Source organism: Curtobacterium sp. Csp1, from assembly GCF_013347185.1.
In genome coordinates, this window is record NZ_CP054594.1 from 597,790 (window position 1) to 611,057 (window position 13,268).

Sequence of the window (13,268 nt, forward strand, 5' to 3'; positions counted from 1 at the left end):
TCGTGAACCGATCGTCCATCCGGCCCTACGCTGCCCGATGTGTCCTCCGCCACCACCCCCCGCCCCGTGCTCGTCCTCGACTTCGACGGCACGGTGTGCACGGGCGACGCCCCGGTGTGGGCGTACGCGGACGAGGTCGCGACCGCGCTCCGGGGACGCGGTCAGGAGCGCGCTGCCGACACGGTCCGGGTCGGCCTCCGCGCCTTCCTCGACGGTGCGCCGGACGCTCCTGCGTGGGCGGACGGGTACGAGGCCGTCGCCGAGCTCACCGTCGCCGCCGACCCCACCGCCGCACCACTGCTCGAGGACGCGTACCGCCGCAGCCGGTCGGCCCTCGCGGACGGACGCCTCGCCGTCAGCGCCCCCGAGGGACTCGCCGCACACCTCGCCGAGGTCGGCGCGCACGCGGACCGGGTGCTCGTGACGAACGCCCCACTCGACGGCGTGCTCGAGACGCTCGCCGTCCTCGGACTCACCGAGGTCGTCGACGCCGTGCACGCCGAGGCCCGGAAGCCCGGGGGCTGGGACCTCCTGCTCCCCCGACTGCTCGAGGACCGTCGCCCGGGCGACCTGCTGTCCGTCGGCGACATCTGGGCGAACGACCTCGCCGCGCCCCGCGCCGCCGGGTGCCGGACCGCCCTGATCGACCGGTTCGGGCACGCCGCCGGACCCGCCGACCTGGTCGCCCCGACGTTCCCCGAGCTCTACGCCGACATCGTCGCGTGGGCCCGGGACCCCGCCGCGGTCCCCGTACCCGCCGGCTCCTGACCGCACCACACCACACCCGCTCAGCCCCACACCAGAACGGAATCGTCATGCCCCTCCGCACGACCACGCTCGCGACCGCCACCGGCGTCGCCCTCCTCGCCACGCTGGCGCTCTCCGGCTGCGGTGCCTCGCAGCAGACCGCCTCCGCCGGATCCTCCGGCACCGCCGCGGCCGCGTGCACCGGCCGCTCCGACGACTCGGCCGCCGCGCCGAAGTCCCTCACGCTGGCACTCGTGCCGTCCGGCGACGCGAAGAAGCTCGTCGAGACCGTGAAGCCCCTCGAGGAGGCCCTCACGAAGCGCCTCGGCATCCCCGTGAAGGGCGTCATCACCCAGGACTACCAGGCGTCGGTGGAGGCGATCGGCAGCGACCAGGCCCAGATCGGCATGCTCCCGAGCCTGCAGATGAGCCAGGCGTGCGACAAGTACGGCGCGGTCCCGGCCCTGCAGACCGAGCGGAACGGCAAGCACAGCTACGCCGCGCAGTTCTTCACGAACGACCCCGACAAGTACTGCTCGGACACGCCCGTCGCCGGCACGAACGGGATGCTGTACTGCAACGGCACCCAGTCGGGCACGGGTCCCGCCGGGCTCGACGCGCTGAAGAAGCTCAAGGGTGCGAAGATCTCGCTCCTGCAGGCCGCCTCGCCCGCCGGCTACATCTTCCCGGTCGCCGCGATGAAGGCCGCCGGCCTCGACGTCGACAAGGACGTCTCGGTCACCCAGGTCACCGCGAACGACGCGAGCGTCCTGTCCGTGTACAACGGCGACACCGAGGTCGGCACGAGCTACTGGGACGCCCGCAGCGTCGTCGCGACGGACACCCCCGACGTCGGGAAGAAGGTCGTCGTGTTCGCGCTGACCGACGAGATCCCGAACGACGGCGTCTCGCTGTCCTCCGGCCTGAGCAAGCAGTGGCAGCAGAAGATCACGACGGCCATGAAGGACTACGCCGGCACCGCGGAGGGCAAGCAGGCGCTCACCGCGATCTACCAGATCACCGGGCTGACCGACGCCGACCCGGAGGCGCTGACGAAGACGCAGCAGACCGCCGCGACCATCGGGCTCGGCTGATGACGACGCCCGACCGGACCCACAGCGAGCGGGGAGGTGCCGGCATCCGCTTCTCCGACGTCGGCGTCACCTACCCGAACGGCCACCACGGCCTGCGCGGCATCGACCTCGACATCGCCCCCGGCGAGATGGTCGCCGTCGTGGGTCTGTCGGGCGCCGGCAAGTCGACGCTCATCCGCACGATCAACGGGCTCGTCCCGATCACCTCCGGCGAGATCACCGTCGGCGACACCCGCGTGGACGGCCTCCGCGGTCGGGCGCTCCGGGACCTGCGCGCGGACGTCGGCATGGTCTTCCAGGGGTTCAACCTCGCCAAGCGGACCACCGTCCTGAACAACGTGCTCATGGGCCGGCTGCACCACACCTCGGCCTGGCGGTCGCTCCTCGGCGCGTGGCACCGGGACGACGTCGAGCTCGCGATGCAGGCCCTCGAGCGGGTCGAGATCGTGCAGAAGGCGTACGTGGGCGCCGCCGAGCTGTCCGGCGGGCAGCAGCAGCGCGTCGCGATCGCCCGGACCCTCGCGCAGCGGCCGCGGGTGGTCCTGGCGGATGAGCCGGTCGCCTCGCTCGACCCGCCGACCTCGCACGTCGTGATGCGCGACCTGCAGCGGATCAACGCCGAGCTCGGCATCACGGTCGTCGTGAACCTGCACTTCCTCGACCTCGCCCGTCGGTACGGCACCCGGCTCGTCGGGCTCCGCGCCGGCGAGGTCGTCTACGACGGCCCCGGGGCCGACGCCGACGAGTCGGTGTTCGAGGCGATCTACGGCCGGTCCCTCACCGCCGAGGACGTCCTCGACGCGTCGTCGGTGCAGCTGTGACGACGGCGGACGCGACGCGGTCCGGCGGACGCACCCCGCGCCTCCAGGCCGACGGCACGGGCCGTCCCCGCCGGCCACGCACCCTCGGACGCACGCTCGCCGTCGTGGCGGTCGTCGCCGCGATCACCGTGTGGTCCGCGATCGCCGTGCAGATCGACGTCGCAGCCCTCGTGACCAACGCGCGGAACGCGTCCGCCACCCTGGTCCAGCTGGTGCAGCCGGACTACTCGTTCATCCCGGAGACGCTCCCCGCGCTCCTGCAGACCGTGCAGATGGCCGTCGTCGCGACGGCCGTCAGCACGGCCGTCGCGATCCCCCTGTCCTTCGCGGCGTCGCGCGCAACGAACCCGAACGGACCCGTCCTGGCGGCCGTCCGTCTCGTCATGAACGTCGTCCGCAGCGTGCCGGACCTGCTGTTCGCGTCGCTGTTCGTGACGGTCGTCGGGACGGGTGCGCTGTCCGGTGTCCTCGCGCTGGTGCTGTTCAACGTCGGGATCCTCGTGAAGCTCGTGTCCGAGGCACTCGACGGTGTCGACCGCGGCGGACAGGAGGCCGCCCTGGCGGCCGGTGCCACCTGGTTCCGCGCGGACCGCGCCGCGGTGCTCCCCGAGGTCGCCCCGTCCGCCGTGTCGCAGGTCGTCTACGTCCTGGAGCTCAACATCCGCGCGTCCACCGTCATCGGCCTGGTCGGCGCCGGCGGGCTCGGCATGCTCATCGACAAGGTGCGGACGTTCTACCAGTACCACTACCTGAGCACCGTCATCCTGGAGGTCCTCGCGCTCGTCGTCCTGCTCGAGCTCCTCAGCTCCGTCACCAGGAAGCGGCTCCTCCGATGAGCGTCGCCGTCGGCCCGGCCCCGACACGCCCCGGCTCCGGCACCGGCCGGGAGGCACGCCCCACCACCGCGCGCCCGACCCGTCCTCGTCGGGTCGGCCGGGCGCTCGTCGCGGTCGCCGTCGTCGCGGTCGTCGCCGCCGCCTCGTGGGGGGTCGACCTCGACTGGGGCGCCCTGCCGGCGCTGCCCGCGAAGTCCGCGCACCTGCTCGGGCTGATGTTCCTGCCCCCGGCGTGGTCGGCACTGCCGGACGCCCTGTCCGCCACCCTGCTGTCCGTCGCGATGGCGTGGTTCGGCACGGTGCTCGGTGCCGTCGTCTCGCTGCCGCTGTCCCTGCTCGCGACCGACCGGCTCGCGCCCGCGGTCGTCCGGGTCCCGCTCCGTGCGGTCTTCGCGGTGCTGCGGGCGGTGCCCGAGGTCGTCATCGCCGTCCTGATGCTGTCCGTCACCGGCCTGACCGCGTGGACCGGGGCGCTGGCGATCGCGATCGGGTCCGTCGGCACGCTCGGCAAGTGGGGCTACGAGGCGTTCGAGTCCGTCGACCGCGGGCCGGTCGAGGCGACGACGGCCGTGGGGGCCTCGCGGTGGCAGGTGATGCGGTGGGGCGTGTGGCCGAGCGCCCGACCCGACGTGCTCGCGTTCTGGCTGTACCGCTTCGAGATCAACGTCCGGGCGTCGGCGATCCTCGGGCTCATCGGTGCCGGCGGCATCGGCAAGATGCTCGTCGACAACGTGCAGTTCCGCGTGTGGGACGTCGTCGGGATGCTCCTCCTGGTGGTCGTCGTCGTGACGATGGCGATCGACCAGCTCAGCGGCGCGGTCCGCACCCGGATCATCACCGGGCGGTGGGGCTTCCCGCTCCTCGGGACGATCCGTCGGGGTCACGGGACGCGCCGGACCCGTAGGGTCGAGCCGTGAACGACCAGCCGGGCGCGGTCATCGCCACCATCCGGAGCCTCATGCCGTCCCTGCTGCCGACCGAGCAGACCGTCGCGGCCGTGCTGCTCGAGCGCTCCGCCGAGATCGTCGAGCTGAGCGCGCAGCAGGTCGCTGACGCCGCCGGGGCGTCGCGCGCGACGGTGGTCAGGACGTGCCAGAGCCTCGGGTACTCCGGGTACCAGCAGCTCCGGGTCCTGCTCGCGCGGGACGCCGCAGCCGCTCCGGTGCGTGCGACGGGGGCGACGCCGGACGGTGCCGCCGGTATCGTCACCGCGACGTTCACGCAGCTCGCCGAGCGGGTGCACGACATGACGGCGCTCCTCGACGGCGGGGCGCTCGACCGTGCGGTCACCCTGCTCGCCGACGGGCGCCGGGTCGTCATCGTGGGCAACGGCCTGTCCGCGCCGCTCGCGCAGGACGCCGCCGCCCGGCTGACGAGCATCGGTCGCCCCGCCGAGGCGCAGTCCGACGTCATCGGACAGCAGATCAGCGCGCGGCTCCTCGAGCCCGGGGACCTGCTCCTCGTGGTGAGCGGGAGCGGGGCGAACGCGCTGACGCTCCGGACAGTCGCCGCCGCCACCGCGGCCGGGGCGGACGTCGTCGCCGTGACCGCGTTCGGCCGGAGCCCGATCGCGCAGGCCGCCACGGTCGCCCTCGTCGTGACGATGCCGGACCTGACGTTCCGCGACGAGCTGACCCTGGCGTCGCGGTTGCCGCAGGCGATCCTCGTCGAGGGGCTCGTCGCGGCGACGGCGGACCGGCTCGGGGACGTGGCGATGCGGGCGAAGGCACTGGCGCTCGACGCGATCAGCGCGAACCTGTCCGACTGACGCCGAGCGCACCGGGCCGCGTCCGGCACGTCGGGCCGCATCCGGGCACGTCGGGCCAGGATGGGACCCATGTCCTACATCGCCGCGGACGACCGCTACGACTCCATGCCCTACCGCCGGACGGGCCGCTCCGGCCTCGACCTGCCACTGCTCTCGCTGGGCTACTGGCACAACTTCGGCGACGACAAGCCGTTCGAGACGCAGCGGGCCATCAGCCGCCGGGCGTTCGACCTCGGCATCACGCACCACGACCTCGCGAACAACTACGGCCCGCCCTACGGCGCCGCCGAGCTGAACTTCGGCCGACTCATGCGCGAGGACTTCCGCCCCTACCGCGACGAGATGGTCATCTCGACCAAGGCGGGCTGGGACATGTGGCCAGGCCCCTACGGCCAGGGCGGCGGGTCGCGGAAGTACGTGCTCGCCTCGCTCGACCAGTCGCTGCATCGGACGGGCCTGGACTACGTCGACGTCTTCTACTCGCACCGGCTCGACGCCTCGACCCCGCTCGAGGAGACGATGGGCGCCCTGCACACCGCGGTCCAGCAGGGCAAGGCGCTGTACGTCGGCATCTCGTCGTACGACGCCGAGCGCTCCCGCCGGGCCGCCGAGATCCTCCGTGACCTCGGGACGCCGCTCCTCATCCACCAGCCCTCGTACTCGATGCTCAACCGCTGGATCGAGGACGAGGGCCTGCTCGACGCCGCCGGCGACCTCGGCTTCGGCGTGATCGGGTTCACCGCGCTCGCCCAGGGCCTGCTCACCGGGCGCTACCTGGACGGCGTCCCCGAGGACTCGCGCGCCGCGGCGGGCAAGTCCCTCGACGCCGGCTCCCTGACCCCGGAGGTCGTCGAGCACCTGCGCGCGCTGAACGGCATCGCCGAGGCCCGCGGGCAGAGCCTGGCGCAGCTCGCCCTGGCGTGGGCGCTCCGCGACGAACGGGTGACCTCGCTCGTGATCGGCGCCTCCCGCGTCGAGCAGCTCGAGCAGAACGTCGCGGCGCTCGGCAACCTGTCGTTCACCGCCGACGAGCTGGCGTCGATCGACGAGCACTCCGTCGGCGTGCTCGACGTCGACCTGTGGTCGGGCGCCCGCTCGGGCCAGGTGAGCTGACCGCTCGCCCGGGCGCAGCAGCCCGGTACGCTACACATCAATGGGGCGGTTCGCCGGGTCGTCCTGCGGGCAAGACTGAAGCCCACCACCGCGGCAACGGTGATGGGCTCCGGGTTGCCCTCCGAGTGGAAGGCCGAGGGCGCACGATCGCCCCCGAGTTCACTTGCTCGGGACCAGCATACGCAGGTCCGCCCGCGTGTGCAGCCCTCGGCCGCTTCCGCTCCTCGTGTCCGCCGGCGCTGACACGGAAGGTGGTCTCGATGTCGAAGGACACCGAGCCCGACCGCAGGCGTCAGGTGCCGTGGCTGGGGATCGCGAGCTTGCTCGTGACCCTGGTCCGGCTCCTGCACGACCTGTGGCGGAAGGGCCAGTAGGCTCGGCGGCCCGTACCCGATCGGGTACGGGCCGCTCCGGTCTCCTGAGTCAGAGGGCCCCGGGGACGTCAGGCCAGGCCGAGGCGCTCGTCGAGCAGCGCCAGGAGCCGCTGCCGGAACGGCACCGCCGACCAGCCGTGGTCCGCGCCGTCGACGACCGTGAGCGTCGCCCCGGGCAGGAGCTCGGCGTAGCGGCGGCCGTACGACACCGGGACGATCGCGTCCTCGGTGCCGTGCACGACGTCGGCCGGACCGGTGTACCCGGCGGCAGGGCCGTACACGTCGAGCCCGTCCCGGACGTCCGCGATGAACGCCGTCCCGAGCACCATCCCGCCGAAGTCGAACCACCCCTGTTCGCGCGCCGGGGCGAGGGGCTGCCCCTGGATCGCGTCGTGCACGGTGATGTCGTCGACCACGACGCCGGCTGGTGACCACAGGGTCAGGGTCCGGACGGCCTCCGGCACCCGGGCTGCGGCGAGCGCCGACTCCACGGCGCCCAGGCTGTGCGCCACGACGTGCACGCCCTGCCCCCGGTCCGCGGCGCGGACCATCGCGACGACCTGTTCCACCTCGTCGCGGAGGGTGATGTCCGCGAACTCGCCGTCGCTGGCACCCTGGCCGAGCCGGTCGTGGCTCCGGACGAGGGCGCCGCGGGCGACGAGGTGTCGGGCGGTCTGCACGAACAGCTGGTGCCCGCCGAGGGCACTGTCGCTGAACCCGTGCACGAGGAGCACGACGGGGGCGTCCGGGGCGGCGCCGTCCTGCGGTTCCCACTGCCAGCCGCGGATCGTGCGACCACGGTGCTCCAGGGTCGTCGGGGTGGTGCGGGGGTCCGTCCCGTGCATCGGCACGGCGCCCATCAGTTCGTCCGGTCCGCCCAGCCGGCCGGCAGGTCGCCGGGAGCGGTGTCGACGACGGTCTCGTCGTCCTCGCCGACGTGCTCGAACCGGGTGATGTGGGCGAACTCCGGCACGACGTAGATCGGGTACGTGGGGCCCTCGTCGCGGTAGCGCTGCATCTCGTCCAGGTGGTCGTTCTGGAACAGCACGGTCTTCGAGCCGTCGAGCTCGATCCAGCGCGGGAAGAAGATCGTGCCGTGCAGCACGCGCTGCTCGGGCAGCACGTTGACGACGACGCTCGTGCCGGTGGGCTCGTTCCACGAGACCTTGTAGACGCCCGGCGCGAGGGCGACGAGGTCGACCGTCTGGTCCTTCACCCACCGGCCGCCGACGTGCCCGGTGTGGATCCGGTAGTCGATGGTCGTGGCGTTCTTGACGTACATCTCGTACTGCCAGCCGTTGGCGTACGTGTAGATGAACCGGTGTCCGACGATGCCGGAGAGGTCCTGGGGCGGTTCCGGGTGCTCGACCGAGGTGGTGGTGTCCATGTCCTCGAGTTTGCTCCTGAAGTAGTTTTGTTGCAAACAAAACTTGCTGGTAGGTTGCCGAGCATGACGGGTACAGGCGACGAGACCGCTCGGATCGCCCGACGACTGAGCGACCGGATCGGTCCGTTCCGCCGGACCCTGCTGCGGACCTCCCGCGCCGTGGCGGACCTGCCCGACATCCCGGACGCGCAGGTCGAGGTGCTCCGCGCCCTGGCTGCCGGAGCCGCTGCAGCTCCGGGCGCGGACGCTCCGGGTGCCGCCCCCTCGGCCCTCGCGACCCGCCTCGGCCTCGCCCGATCGACGGTGAGCAACCTCGTGTCCGCGATGGAGCAGTCCGGACTCGTCGAGCGTCGACTGGTCGGGGGCGACGGTCGCCGCACCACCGTGCACCTGACCCCGCTCGCGGTCGACCGCCTCCGCACGTACGACGACGCGGCGACCTCGGTGCTCGTCGACGCCCTCGGGCACCTGTCCGCGGAGGACGTGCACGCCCTCGCCGCGGCACTCCCCGCGCTCGAGCGCCTGCACCGCGGGATCACCCCGCCGCCGGCGCCCTGACCGGCACCACGCGACCCTCAGCAACCTCGAAGCGATCCTTTGGCACTCCTGAGGCAAGAGTGCTAAAACGGACGCCAGTTGAGTCGAGGGGACTCAACGAGGACCACGAAGGAGTTGATCTCGATGACGATGCAGTTCGACCCGTTCCGCGAGCTCGACCGACTCGCAGGCTCCCTGCTCGGAGCCGGCGCCGGTGCACCCCGGTCGATGCCCATGGACCTCTACCGCAGCGGTGACCACTACGTCCTCGACGTCGACCTGCCGGGCATCGACCCGGGCTCGGTGGACGTGGACGTGGACGGTTCCGTCCTGACCATCCGCGCCGAGCGCACGCTCGGCGCGCCCGAGGGCTCGCAGTGGATCACGCGCGAGCGCCAGCCCGGCACCTTCGTGCGGCAGCTCACGCTCGGTGACCACCTGGACGCCGAGCGCATCAGCGCCGCCTACGACAACGGCGTCCTGAGCGTGACCATCCCGGTCAAGGAGTCCGCGAAGCCCCGCAAGATCCAGGTGTCGACCGGAGGCGGCGCCCAGCAGCTCGCCGTCGGCTCGAGGGGCGAGTGACCGGGAGGGCACGGCAGCGATGGCAGCACTCGGCAACGCGCTCCTCGCCGTCGGCGTCCTGACGGCAGCCCTCACCGCGACGGCCCTCGACCGTCGCACCGCGGCACTCCTCGGAGCCACCGGCGGCACCGTCGGGAGCTTCCTCGCGTGGCTCCTCGCCCCGCAGGCCTGGACCGGCTCCTGGCTGCTCCCGTGGATCGCCGCCGCAGCAGGGACGGTCGCGGTCGTCGCCGGGTGGGCGGCAGCTCGCGCGTACACCGGCCTCACCCGCCCGCCGCGGGAACACGAGGACGACACGACGAGCATCACCACCCTGCCGGGCTGAGTGGATGACGGACGGGAGGCGCGGTGCCAGCCGGCACCGCGCCTCCCGTCCGTCTGCCGGTCGCGCCCCGCGACCGGCGTGAGGATCACTCCTCGTGGAGCGTGTCCTGCACGAGCCCCGCGGTCTTCTCGACCACGTTCGGCAGCTCGGTCGTGCCGGAGAACCGCACGTCGGGGTGCGTCGGCGGCGGCATCGGTAAAGAGGACGTCGGGCCGTCGTGGTACGAGTACCCGCCCTTGCCGTCGAACCAGGGGCCGCTCGCCCAGGGCCCGTCCGCGGCCGCGGCGCCGTCGGAGAAGTTGAGGTACTGGAGGCTGGATCGCGCGGGGGCGGTGGCCGGATCGCGCGGACGGCGTCGGCAGTGCGGCCTACCGTGGCCGTCATGGACCTCGAACTCACCGGCCGTGTCGCGCTCGTCGTCGGCGGCCAGGGCTACATCGGCGCCGTCGTCGCGGAGACCCTCCGCCGCGAGGGCGCGACCGTCGTCGTCGCCTCCCGCAGCGCCGACGGCCCGGGCGCCGTCACGATCGACACCGCGTCGCAGGACTCCATCGACGCGGGGGTCGCCCGCGTGCTCGAACAGCACGGCCGCATCGACGTGCTCGTCGTCACGGCAGCGCCCGCCGCCGGCACCCTCGACCCCGAGAAGGCGTCGGACCCGGAGCAGGTCGCAGCTGCGATCGACGGCAAGGCGCTCGGGTTCCTCCGGGTGGCGAACGCCGTGCTCCCCCACCAGCAGCGCGCCGGCTCCGGCCGCGTCGTCGTCATCAGCGGGCAGAACGCCTACCTCGCGGGGAACATCACGACCTCGCTGCGGAACGCGGCGACGAGCATCATCGCGAAGAACCTCGCCGACCAGGTCGCGGGATCCGGCGTCGCGGTGAACGTCGTGAACCCCGGCACGGTGACGGACGAGCCCGCCGCCGAGGTGCGGCAGGGGGCCGGCGGGGAGTCGAGCCCGCAGCAGATCGCGGACCTGGTCGCGTTCCTCGCCTCACCGCGGTCTGCGGTGAGCGGTGAGTCCGTGTCGATCGCGCACCGCGTGCGCGGGCAGCTCACCATCTAGACGGACCACGGGACGGACGGGAGGCACGTGGTCGCGCGACCACGCGCCTCCCGTCCGTCACGGCCACGCGTCCAGGACAGCCTCGACCACTCGAGCGGCGACCCGCATGAAGCGGTCCCGCCAGGTCCTGGGGCGGATCGGCTCCGGCTGCGCACGTCGGAACAGCTCCGCAGGGACGACAGCACGGCACAGCGTCGCCCCGGGTTCGGCCTGCCCGTGGTCGCGGTCGAACACGCACTCGTCGCAGACCGCGCTCGTCGACGTCGGAGCACCCGGGTGCTCCTCCCACGGATGCCCGCACGTCGGGCAACTCGTCTCCCGGAGGCGGCGGCGAAGCACGCGCGAACCGACCTCGGAGGATGCACCGGTCGTCACGTCGCGATGATGCCACGGTCCTCGTGCCGGCCGGACGTTCCGAGCAGTCGACACGGTCCTCGACCGGTGCGCGCTTCGTCCTCGCGGACGAGGCCGTTCGTCCCTCCGCACGATGCCGGAGGGGCATCCACCACGGGAACCTGGGTGCCATGGAGAGCTCGACCAAGCACGTGATCGCCACCCTCGTGACCTGCGCCGCCATCGTCGCGGTCACCGCCGCCGCCCTCGTGGCGATGTCGCCCGTCCCGTGACGGCCGCCGCGCCCGGCCGTCGTGCGATGATCGACCCGTGAGGGACGGGCGCGGGTTCACCAGACCGCTGCCCCTCCGCAGTGTCGTCGCCGACGTCACCTGGGCGCTCCTGGCGGCGCTGGTGTTCCTCGCCCCGATCGACCTCGAACTCGAGCACGCGAGCCTGCCCGCCGTCGCGACCGCCACCGCCGCGATCGCCGTCCGACGGTTCTCGCCGTCCGGCGCGATGCTCGCCGCGGTCGCCCTCGGGGTGGTGCAGGTGCTCGGCGGCGAGCGCCCCTCCCTCGTGGACCTCGCCCTGTTCGTCGTGATCGGCAGCGTCGCGATCGTCGGCACGCGGCTCGAGGTCGTCCTCGCCGGTCTGCTCGCGGTGGTGGCCGGAGCGACCGCCGCGATGTACCTCTCCAGGACCGGTTACCGCTACGCGCTCCTGCTGAACAGCGGGCCCATGGACCAGGCGGTCCTCGTGCTCGCCGCTCCGACCCTCGCGCTCGTCGCGGTCTGGGCATCCGGACTCGCGACCCGGGCCGTCCGGTCGCAGAACGCCGAGTCCGTCCGTCGCGTCGACGCCGAGGCAGCCGCCTCCCGGGCGGAGGCGGTGGCGAACCGCGCCGAGGCCGTCGCCACGCGCGCGGTCGACGAGGCCGAGGCCGAGCGCATCCGCGCCGACATCGCCCGCGACGTCCACGACGTCGTCGGCCACTCCCTCGCGGTGATCATCGCCCAGGCCGACTCGGTGCCGTTCCTCGACGACGAGGCCCGCATCCGCGAGGTCAGCGCCACGATCGCGAGCACCGCCCGGAGCTCCCTGACCGAGGTGCGTCAGGTCCTCGGGCACATCGACGGCTCCGACGCCACCGCCGACCCGACCTCGTTCGAGGAGATCGTCCGGGGCATCCGGGACGCCGGCGTCGACGTCGAGCACGCCGTCCGCGGGACCGCCCGACCACTCGGGGCCGTGCACGGGACCGCTGCCAGACGGGTGCTGCAGGAGATGCTGACGAACGCGCTCCGGCACGGGGTCCCCGGCGGCGCCGTCGAGGTCCGGGAGACCTGGCGCTCCGCCGACCTCGTGCTCGAGGTCGAGAACGCCGTGCCCCGAGCCGCCCTGCCCGTCGGCGACGGCCTGGGGATCGACGAGCTCGCGGCGCACCCGCGGGGCTCGGGCCGGGGGCTCACCGGCATGCAGACCCGACTCACCACGATCGGCGGCTCGTTCGACGCCGCCGTGCTCGACGACGTGTTCACCGCACGAGCACGCATCCCGTTCGACGTCCGAGGGGGGACGAACCGATGACCGACCCGATCCGCATCCTGCTCACCGACGACCAGGCACTGTTCCGCGCCGGGCTCCGGGTGGTGCTCGACGCCCAGGAGGACATGGTCGTCGTCGGCGAGGCCTCCGACGGCGCCGAGGCCCTCGCCGCGATCCCCGAGCTCCGCCCCGACGTCGTGCTGCTCGACATGCGGATGGCCGGGGTCGACGGTGTCGAGACGGTCCGGCGGCTGTTCGCGGACGACGGGCCGGTCGGTGCGCCGCTCCCCCGGGTGATCGTGCTCACCACGTTCGGCCTCGACCCCGCAGCGGCGACCGCGATCCGCCTCGGCGCGAGCGGGTTCCTGCTCAAGGACACCACCCCGCCCTTCCTGTTCGCCGCCGTCCGCGCCGTGCACGAGGGCAGCTCGGTCATCGCACCGAACGACCTGACGCAGCTGTTCGGCGCCGACGTCGAGCGCGCCCCGGCACCGCAGCCGCCGGCGTTCCAGACCCTGACGGACCGGGAGCGGATCGTGTTCGGGTGGGCGTCCCGCGGGCTGTCGAACGCCGAGATCGCCGCGAAGGAGTTCGTGACCGAGTCCACCGTGAAGACGCAGATCTCGAGCATCCTCGGCAAGCTCGCTCTGCGCGACCGTGTGCAGCTCGTCGTGTACGCGCACGACCACGGGCTCGCCGGGGCACGCGAGCCCTGACCCGGAGCACGCCGGTGG

The 13,268-nt window shown here is 73.0% G+C and carries 15 protein-coding genes and 1 pseudogene; 13 read left to right on the forward strand and 3 right to left on the reverse strand.

Features of this window, described 5'->3' with window-relative positions; all coding sequences use genetic code 11:
• The first annotated feature begins 39 nt into the window (after nucleotides 1-39).
• From HUN58_RS02925 to mgrA, 7 genes are all read left to right on the forward strand, one after another.
• Nucleotides 40-768, forward strand: coding sequence for an HAD family hydrolase (locus HUN58_RS02925; protein ID WP_180225895.1), 729 nt, complete (start codon nucleotides 40-42; stop codon nucleotides 766-768).
• 47 nt (nucleotides 769-815) lie between these two features.
• A complete protein-coding gene (gene phnD, locus HUN58_RS02930; protein ID WP_114851274.1) occupies nucleotides 816-1,841 on the forward strand; it encodes a phosphate/phosphite/phosphonate ABC transporter substrate-binding protein in 1,026 nt (341 codons plus the stop codon).
• The gene (gene phnC, locus HUN58_RS02935) at nucleotides 1,841-2,662 is read left to right on the forward strand and encodes a phosphonate ABC transporter ATP-binding protein (protein WP_180225896.1); all 822 of its coding nucleotides are present in this window, start codon (nucleotides 1,841-1,843) and stop codon (nucleotides 2,660-2,662) included. The genes phnD and phnC overlap by 1 nt, the downstream gene beginning before the upstream one ends.
• Entirely contained in the window at nucleotides 2,659-3,498 is an 840-nt protein-coding gene (gene phnE / locus HUN58_RS02940; RefSeq protein ID WP_180225897.1) for a phosphonate ABC transporter, permease protein PhnE, read from the forward strand. The genes phnC and phnE (HUN58_RS02940) overlap by 4 nt, the downstream gene beginning before the upstream one ends.
• Nucleotides 3,495-4,415 carry a phosphonate ABC transporter, permease protein PhnE gene (gene phnE, locus HUN58_RS02945; protein ID WP_180225898.1) on the forward strand — a complete coding sequence of 307 codons (921 nt, stop codon included), beginning with the start codon at nucleotides 3,495-3,497 and terminating at the stop codon, nucleotides 4,413-4,415. The genes phnE (HUN58_RS02940) and phnE (HUN58_RS02945) overlap by 4 nt, the downstream gene beginning before the upstream one ends.
• Nucleotides 4,412-5,266, forward strand: a complete 855-nt coding sequence (locus tag HUN58_RS02950) for a MurR/RpiR family transcriptional regulator (protein ID WP_180225899.1) — start codon at nucleotides 4,412-4,414, stop codon at nucleotides 5,264-5,266. The genes phnE (HUN58_RS02945) and HUN58_RS02950 overlap by 4 nt, the downstream gene beginning before the upstream one ends.
• A gap of 69 nt (nucleotides 5,267-5,335) precedes the next feature.
• Nucleotides 5,336-6,379 carry an L-glyceraldehyde 3-phosphate reductase gene (gene mgrA / locus HUN58_RS02955; RefSeq protein ID WP_180225900.1) on the forward strand — a complete coding sequence of 348 codons (1,044 nt, stop codon included), beginning with the start codon at nucleotides 5,336-5,338 and terminating at the stop codon, nucleotides 6,377-6,379.
• A gap of 442 nt (nucleotides 6,380-6,821) precedes the next feature.
• Here mgrA and HUN58_RS02960 read toward each other — a convergent pair whose 3' ends face one another.
• Together HUN58_RS02960 and HUN58_RS02965 are read right to left on the reverse strand one after the other, a co-directional pair.
• The gene (locus HUN58_RS02960; RefSeq protein ID WP_180225901.1) at nucleotides 6,822-7,613 is read right to left on the reverse strand and encodes an alpha/beta hydrolase; all 792 of its coding nucleotides are present in this window, start codon (nucleotides 7,611-7,613) and stop codon (nucleotides 6,822-6,824) included.
• Nucleotides 7,613-8,140, reverse strand: a complete 528-nt coding sequence (locus HUN58_RS02965; protein WP_114851281.1) for a phenolic acid decarboxylase — start codon at nucleotides 8,138-8,140, stop codon at nucleotides 7,613-7,615. The genes HUN58_RS02960 and HUN58_RS02965 overlap by 1 nt, the downstream gene beginning before the upstream one ends.
• Nucleotides 8,141-8,203: 63 nt before the next feature.
• Here HUN58_RS02965 and HUN58_RS02970 point away from each other — a divergent pair, with 63 nt between their 5' ends.
• The 3 genes from HUN58_RS02970 to HUN58_RS02980 all read left to right on the forward strand — a co-directional run bounded on the left by HUN58_RS02970 (nucleotide 8,204) and on the right by HUN58_RS02980 (nucleotide 9,587).
• Nucleotides 8,204-8,698: a MarR family winged helix-turn-helix transcriptional regulator gene (locus tag HUN58_RS02970; protein WP_141859649.1), complete on the forward strand. Its 495-nt coding sequence runs from the start codon at nucleotides 8,204-8,206 to the stop codon at nucleotides 8,696-8,698.
• A gap of 123 nt (nucleotides 8,699-8,821) precedes the next feature.
• The gene (locus tag HUN58_RS02975) at nucleotides 8,822-9,262 is read left to right on the forward strand and encodes an Hsp20/alpha crystallin family protein (protein ID WP_058741058.1); all 441 of its coding nucleotides are present in this window, start codon (nucleotides 8,822-8,824) and stop codon (nucleotides 9,260-9,262) included.
• Between the two features lie 19 nt (nucleotides 9,263-9,281).
• Nucleotides 9,282-9,587 carry a hypothetical protein gene (locus HUN58_RS02980; RefSeq protein ID WP_141859647.1) on the forward strand — a complete coding sequence of 102 codons (306 nt, stop codon included), beginning with the start codon at nucleotides 9,282-9,284 and terminating at the stop codon, nucleotides 9,585-9,587.
• A gap of 85 nt (nucleotides 9,588-9,672) precedes the next feature.
• On the opposite strand, the pseudogene HUN58_RS02985 reads toward HUN58_RS02980, so the two are convergent.
• A pseudogene (locus tag HUN58_RS02985) lies at nucleotides 9,673-9,903 on the reverse strand (manganese catalase family protein); the annotation flags it as partial.
• Nucleotides 9,904-9,969: 66 nt separating this feature from the next.
• Between HUN58_RS02985 and HUN58_RS02990 the strand changes: the two are divergent.
• The 3 genes from HUN58_RS02990 (at nucleotide 9,970) to HUN58_RS03000 (ending at nucleotide 13,250) form a co-directional block, all read left to right on the forward strand.
• Complete coding sequence (locus HUN58_RS02990; RefSeq protein ID WP_141859645.1) at nucleotides 9,970-10,653, forward strand: SDR family NAD(P)-dependent oxidoreductase; 684 nt, start codon at nucleotides 9,970-9,972, stop codon at nucleotides 10,651-10,653.
• A gap of 663 nt (nucleotides 10,654-11,316) precedes the next feature.
• The gene (locus tag HUN58_RS02995; protein ID WP_254631609.1) at nucleotides 11,317-12,576 is read left to right on the forward strand and encodes a sensor histidine kinase; all 1,260 of its coding nucleotides are present in this window, start codon (nucleotides 11,317-11,319) and stop codon (nucleotides 12,574-12,576) included.
• Nucleotides 12,573-13,250: a response regulator transcription factor gene (locus tag HUN58_RS03000; RefSeq protein ID WP_114851284.1), complete on the forward strand. Its 678-nt coding sequence runs from the start codon at nucleotides 12,573-12,575 to the stop codon at nucleotides 13,248-13,250. Before HUN58_RS02995 ends, HUN58_RS03000 begins: the two co-directional genes overlap by 4 nt.
• Nucleotides 13,251-13,268 lie beyond the last annotated feature (18 nt).